Source organism: Ramlibacter sp., assembly GCF_028292805.1.
Taxonomy (GTDB): Bacteria; Pseudomonadota; Gammaproteobacteria; order Burkholderiales; family Burkholderiaceae_C; genus Ramlibacter.
On sequence record NZ_JAQGLS010000305.1, the window covers coordinates 1 to 5,917 of the forward strand.

8 protein-coding genes and 1 pseudogene are annotated in these 5,917 nt (G+C 70.4%); 6 read left to right on the top strand and 3 right to left on the bottom strand.

All coding sequences use genetic code 11. The features are described 5' to 3' along the window. From JWP65_RS18580 to JWP65_RS18600, 5 genes and pseudogenes are all read left to right on the top strand, one after another. Positions 1–367 (top strand): annotated as a pseudogene (locus tag JWP65_RS18580) (hypothetical protein); the annotation flags it as partial. A 20-nt stretch (positions 368–387) separates the two neighbouring features. Then, on the top strand, positions 388–618 hold the full coding sequence (locus JWP65_RS18585) for a PepSY domain-containing protein (RefSeq protein ID WP_299766435.1): 231 nt from the start codon (positions 388–390) through the stop codon (positions 616–618). A gap of 6 nt (positions 619–624) precedes the next feature. Then, positions 625–1,296, top strand: a complete 672-nt coding sequence (locus JWP65_RS18590) for a response regulator transcription factor (RefSeq protein WP_299766437.1) — start codon at positions 625–627, stop codon at positions 1,294–1,296. Further along, positions 1,293–2,627, top strand: coding sequence for an ATP-binding protein (locus tag JWP65_RS18595; RefSeq protein WP_299766438.1), 1,335 nt, complete (start codon positions 1,293–1,295; stop codon positions 2,625–2,627). The genes JWP65_RS18590 and JWP65_RS18595 overlap by 4 nt, the downstream gene beginning before the upstream one ends. Positions 2,628–2,724: 97 nt before the next feature. After that, positions 2,725–2,994, top strand: coding sequence for a DUF1232 domain-containing protein (locus tag JWP65_RS18600; RefSeq protein ID WP_299766440.1), 270 nt, complete (start codon positions 2,725–2,727; stop codon positions 2,992–2,994). On the opposite strand, the gene JWP65_RS18605 is transcribed toward JWP65_RS18600, so the two are convergent. The 3 genes from JWP65_RS18605 to JWP65_RS18615 form a co-directional block, all read right to left on the bottom strand. Beyond that, positions 2,991–3,218, bottom strand: a complete 228-nt coding sequence (locus JWP65_RS18605) for a DUF3820 family protein (protein ID WP_299766442.1) — start codon at positions 3,216–3,218, stop codon at positions 2,991–2,993. The two genes, JWP65_RS18600 and JWP65_RS18605, sit on opposite strands and share 4 nt — an antisense overlap. Before the next feature lie 7 nt (positions 3,219–3,225). Then, complete coding sequence (locus JWP65_RS18610; protein WP_299766444.1) at positions 3,226–3,549, bottom strand: hypothetical protein; 324 nt, start codon at positions 3,547–3,549, stop codon at positions 3,226–3,228. Positions 3,550–3,629: 80 nt separating this feature from the next. Next, entirely contained in the window at positions 3,630–4,667 is a 1,038-nt protein-coding gene (locus tag JWP65_RS18615; RefSeq protein WP_299766446.1) for an AraC family transcriptional regulator, read from the bottom strand. Between the two features lie 144 nt (positions 4,668–4,811). Between JWP65_RS18615 and JWP65_RS18620 the strand changes: the two genes are divergently transcribed. Further along, positions 4,812–5,917: carboxyl transferase domain-containing protein (locus JWP65_RS18620; RefSeq protein WP_299766448.1), on the top strand; the 1,106-nt coding region annotated here is incomplete at its 3' end.

Consider the following 5,917-nt stretch of genomic DNA (forward strand, 5'->3'; position numbering starts at 1 on the left):
TCCCGCCGGCCAGCGTGGCGAGCAGCGCTCCGAGGCGCCGGCGGTGCAGCCGGTGCCACCTGCAGCGCCGGCGGGCGACCAGCAGCCGCCGCAGATCAGCAACGTGACGCCGGCCAACGGTGAAACCGTGGCCGAGCGCCGCCGCACCCGCATCGCGGCCAGTCTGGCCGACGTGGGCAGCGGCATCGACGCCGCCTCGGTGCGCCTGAGCGTGGACGGTGTCGACGTGACGCGCAACGCGGAGATCACGGCCGACCAGGTGCGCTGGCGCGAAAACCTGGGCATCGGTCGGCACAACGCCGAACTGGTGGTGCGCGACCGCGCCGGCAACTCCACGCGCACGGCCTGGAGCTTCCGGGTCCAGTAAGCTGCACCCAAAAGATCACCATGAAGCTCGCTACCTTGTTGCTCTGCGCCTCGCTCATGACGGCGGTGGCGCCAGCCTGGGCCGCGGTCGGCCGCGACGAGGCGGCGGCCATCGCCCAGAGCCAGACCGGCGGGCGGGTGCTGTCGGTGGAACGCTCCGATGCCGGCGGCCGCAGCGTGTGGCGGGTCAAGGTGCTCACCAAGGCCGGCGAGGTGCGCGTGATCATGCTCGACGCCACCACCGGACGGTAGCAGGGCATGCGGCTGCTGCTGGTCGAGGACGAGGCGCCGCTGCGGTTGACGCTGCAGCGTCAGCTGCAAGCCGAAGGCTACCGGGTCGACGCCGCGGCGGACGGCGAGGACGGCTTGTTCCTGGCCCGCGAATACCCGTTCGACCTGGCCATCATCGATCTGGGCCTGCCCAAGCTCAATGGGCTGGCGATCGTGCAGCGCCTGCGCGCCGAGGGCCGGCCATTGCCGATCCTGATCCTCACCGCCCGCGGCAGCTGGCAGGACAAGGTGCAGGGGCTGGAGGCCGGCGCCGACGACTACCTGGTCAAGCCGTTCGAATATCCCGAGCTGGCCGCGCGCGTCAAGGCCTTGTTGCGCCGCTCGCTCAAGGCCACCACCGACGTGCTGACGCTCGGCCCCGTGGCCATTGACCTGGCCGCGCAGTCGGTGCGGCTGCGCAGCGAGGTGCTGGAGCTGACGGCCTTCGAATACCGCATGCTCGAATACCTGGTGCGCGAGCGCGAGCGCGTGGTCGCCAAGCAGGAGCTGGCGGACTATCTCTACCCGCATGGCGAGGACCGCGACAGCAACGTGGTGGAAGTGCTGCTCGGGCGCTTGCGCCGCAAGCTCGATCCCGATGGCTCGCTGGCCCCGATCGAGACGGTGCGCGGCCGCGGCTACCGCTTCAAGCTCGAATGAGGCTGGGGCATTCCTCCATTCGCGCCCGCCTGTTGGCGGGCGCTGCGCTGGTGCTGCTGCTGTTCATCACCGGCGCCGGTTTCGCGGTGCAGCGCGCCCATGCGGACAGCGCGCGGGCCGCCCACTTCGGCCGCTTGCAAGCCACCGTCTACCTGCTGCTGGCAGGCGCCGAGCTCGACGACAGCGGCTTGCTGCAGATGCCCCCGGTGCTGGCCGAGCCGCGCCTGGCGCTGCCGGGGTCGGGGCTGTACGCGGGCATCCACAACGTGTCGCTGGCCCAGAGCTGGCAGTCGGCGTCGACGCTGGGCAAGTCGCCGCCCTTGCAGCGCAGCGGCGAGCCCGGGCAATGGCGTTACCAGACGGTGGAAGGCCAGGACGGCGCCTACCTGGCCGTGACCTATGCCGTGCGCTGGACCACGCCCAACGGCGCGGCGCCACTGGTGCTGTCGGTGCTGGAACACAAAGGCGGCTTCGACCGCGAGCTCGGCGTCTTTTCGCGCACGCTGTGGACCTGGCTGGGCAGCGCGACGGCGCTGTTGCTGGCGGCGCAGCTGTTCCTGCTGCGGTGCGCCCTGTCACCGCTGCGCCGGGTCGCACAGGAGGTGCGCCGTGTCGAGAGCGGCGAGCAGGCGGCCATCCTGGGCGCCTATCCGGAGGAGCTGACCGGCCTGACCGGCAACCTGAACACGCTGATCCAGCAGGAGCGCGTGCGCCAGACCCGCTACCGCGAGGCGCTCAGTTTCCTGGCGCACAGCCTGAAGACGCCGCTGGCGGTGTTGCGCGGCGCCCTTTCGGAGCCGCTTGAGCTGCCGGCCGAAGTCGAGCGCCAGGTGCGGCGCATGGACGACATCGTGCAGTACCAGCTGGCACGCGCCGCGGCCGGCGGCACCGGCCGCTTCGTGCCGCTGCTGCCGCTGGCGCCGGTGCTCGATCGCATGGTCGAAGCCTTGCGCAAGGTCTACGCCGGCAAGGGCGTGCGCTTCGAGCTGGACGGCCCGGGCGACCTGGCGTGGCGCATCGACGAAGGTGACCTGTTCGAGATGCTGGGCAACCTGATGGACAACGCGGCCAAGTGGGCGCGCCAGCAGGTGCGGGTGCGGCTGGCGCGCGAGGTCGACCGGTTGGTCATCGTGGTGGAGGACGACGGCCCCGGCTTCACCGACACCGAGTCGGTGCTCAAGCTGCACGTGCGGGCCGACGAGCGCGTGCCCGGACACGGCGTGGGGCTGGCGGTGGTCAACGACCTGGTGGCCAGCGCGCGCGGCGAGCTGGCGCTGGCGCGCTCGCCGCTGGGGGGCGCCCGGGTGGAGATCGTGCTGCCCGTGCCCTGACTTGGTTTGTAAGATTCGCGCCCTCGCCCTTGCGTGGGGGCGATCCGGCGCCAGATGCATGCCGACGGCCCCGCTGGGGCCTTTCGTGGAGTCCGAGATGAAACGCCTGGCCTTGCTCTGGTCCTTGTTCAAGGGCGACGCGCGGCAACTGTGGTCCGCCCTGCGCCACCCCGGCTCGCCCGCGTGGCTGAAGCTGGGCACGGCCATGGTCGTGCTCTACGTGATCTCGCCGATCGACCTGATCCCGGACGTGCTGCCGATCATCGGCATCGTCGACGACCTGGTGCTGGTGCCGTTCGCGATCCGCTTCATGCTCAAGCGGCTGCCGGCCGACGTGGCGGCCGCCAGCGCGGCCCGCCGCGGCTAGCCTGTTGACCGGCACCTGCTCGCCCGCAGCGGCGCGAGCAGGTGCCCCAGGCCGTTGTGGTCGATCTCGTGCATCAACGCCAGCAGCCGCCCCACTTCGCCGGGTGGAAAACCTTGGCGCGCAAACCAGTTCAGGTAGTTGCCCGGCAGATCCGCGATCAGCGTGCCTTTGTGCTTGCCATACGGCATCTCGACCTGCAGCAGGCGCAGGAGGGGATCACTCATGCGCCTGCTACCAGGCCTGCAGCCGACGCAGGCATTCCCGCGTGCGGGCGCGGGCGGCTTCGTGGGCGTGGTAGGCGCGCAGGCACTCGAGGCGCGGCGCGCGCGCCAGCAGCGTGGTCATGCAGGCGCCGATGGCCTCGAGTTCCTCGCGCTGGAAGGCAGCCAGGTCCGACTTGAGCATGTGCAGTTCGCGCTCCCGCTGCGACACCACCTGCAGTTCGGCGCTGCTCTTGCAAGCTTCCTTCGGAGGCGCCGGCGCGCGTCGCTGCCCCGGCCGATCGTTCACCAGAAAGGTCCCGCCGTGGCGGGGGAAGTTGTGCGAGGACATCATGGACTGCGGTCAAATGTAAAGTCAGTCACGGCGCGGCGCAAGTGATCGAACCATTACGTCTTATGGCTGAGCTGCCCTGCTCAGCCATCGGCCTTTCGGAACTGCGAGGGCGACACGCCGGCCCAGAGGCGGAAAGCCCGGCTGAAGCTTTTCTCGTGGCGAAAGCCGACGGCGGCGGCGACCTGTTTGACCGGCTTGGCGGTGCGCAGCAGCAAGCCCTTGGCCCGCTCCAGCCGAACCTCGTCCTTGAGCGCCTGCAGGCTGGCCCCTTCCTCGCCGAGTTGCCGATGCAGCGTGCGGGCCGACACGTTCAGCAGCCGGGCCAGAGCCTCGGCGCTGTGCGAGCTTTCCGGATGCGCGGCAAGGGCCTGGCGCACCTGCGGCACCAGCAGCCGGTCGCGCCGGTATTGCAGCACGGTGATGGCCAGCGCTCGCTGCAGCATCTGCGCCAGGGCCTTCTCGTCGCGCCGCAGCGGCAGCTTCAGGTACCTGGCGTCGAATCGGATCTCGGCTTGCCGGGCGTCGAACTGCAGCGGCCCCGGGAACATGTAGCCGTAGGCCTGGGCATGCGGCGGCGCCGGCAGCGGAAAGCTGGCGCCCTGCAGCGGAATGCGCGAGTCGACGTACCAGCAAGCCAGCCCGTGCACGTTGCGCAGCAAAAAGGCCAGACCCAGTTCGCGCTGTTGCGGCGCCAGCGGCCGGCGCTCCTGCACCGACACCACCGCCGTCGGGCCGGCCACCGTGACGGCCAGCGCCACGTCGTCGGTGAGCAGGCCGTGATGGCGGCACCAGCGCTTCAGGGCCACCCCGAGGTCCGGCGCGCCCAGCGAAGCGCGGGCCAGCATGCCGTAGCTGCCCCAGGGCAGCTTGCGGCCGAAGGCGCCCAGCCCTTCGTCGTCCAGCTCCTGCATCGCCGCGGCGGACAGCAACTCCATCTGCCGCGCCGTCATGCGCGCTTCCGGCTCGAGCAGCTGCGCTGGCGTGATCTGTGCCTGCTTCAGGGCGCCTTCGGGGGCCATGTGGTGGCCCCGATACGTCGCCACAATGGCTCTGGCGAACGCCATGGGCGTGACGGCGGCGGGAGTGCTGGAACGACGCTGGGGGATGGTCACGGGCATGCAGGAGAGTTTGGCAGGATTTGCAACCCCCACGGCGGCCAGGGTTGGCGCGCCGGCGCCTGCGACCACGCCCGAAGCGTTATCGTCCGAGCTGCCCCCACCCCAGCCCTCCCCTGTGGGGGGCAAGAAAAGAGAGACAGACCGATGGCCGCACTGGAGACCAAGCTCAATCCCCGCTCCGCCGAGTTCCAGGCCAATGCCGCCGCAATGCAGGAGCTGGTGAAGGACCTGGAGAGGAAGGTGGCGCTGCACGCCGCCGGCGGCGGCGAGGCGGCCCGCAAGAAGCACGAGGCGCGCGGCAAGCTGCCGCCGCGCGAGCGGGTGCAGATGCTGCTGGACCCCGGCACGCCGTTCCTGGAGATCGCCCCGCTGGCGGCGCACGACATGCACGTCAACCGCGACGGCGTGATGGACGCGCCTTGCGCCGGCATCATCACCGGCATCGGCCGTGTCAGCGGCATCGACTGCGTGATCGTCTGCAACGACGCCACCGTCAAGGGCGGCACCTACTACCCGATCACGGTCAAGAAGCACCTGCGGGCGCAGGAGATCGCGGCGCAGAACCGGCTGCCCTGCATCTACCTGGTGGACTCGGGCGGCGCCAACCTGCCGAACCAGGACGAGGTGTTCCCCGATCGCGACCACTTCGGCCGCATCTTCTACAACCAGGCCAACATGAGCGCGCAGGGCATCGCCCAGATCGCCGTGGTGATGGGCTCGTGCACGGCGGGCGGCGCCTACGTGCCGGCCATGAGCGACGAGACCATCATCGTCAAGGAGCAGGGCACCATCTTCCTGGGCGGCCCGCCGCTGGTGAAGGCAGCCACCGGCGAGGTGGTCACTTCGGAAGACCTGGGCGGCGGCGACGTCCACACGCGCCTGTCCGGCGTGGCCGACCACCTGGCGCAGAACGACGCGCATGCGCTGGCGCTGGCGCGGCAGGCGGTGGCCACGCTGAACCGGCCCAAGCAGCCGCCGGTGCAGTTGCGCGAGCCGCGCCCGCCCCGCCACGACGGCAGCGAACTCGGCGGCGTGATCCCCACCGACACCCGCAAGCCTTACGACGTGCGCGAGATCATCGCCCGCATCGTCGACGGTTCCGAGTTCCACGAGTTCAAGCAGCGCTTTGGCGCCACCCTGGTGTGCGGCTTCGCCCACATCGAGGGCATGCCGGTGGGCATCGTCGCCAACAACGGCATCCTGTTTTCCGAGAGCGCCCAGAAGGGCGCCCACTTCATCGAGCTGTGCTG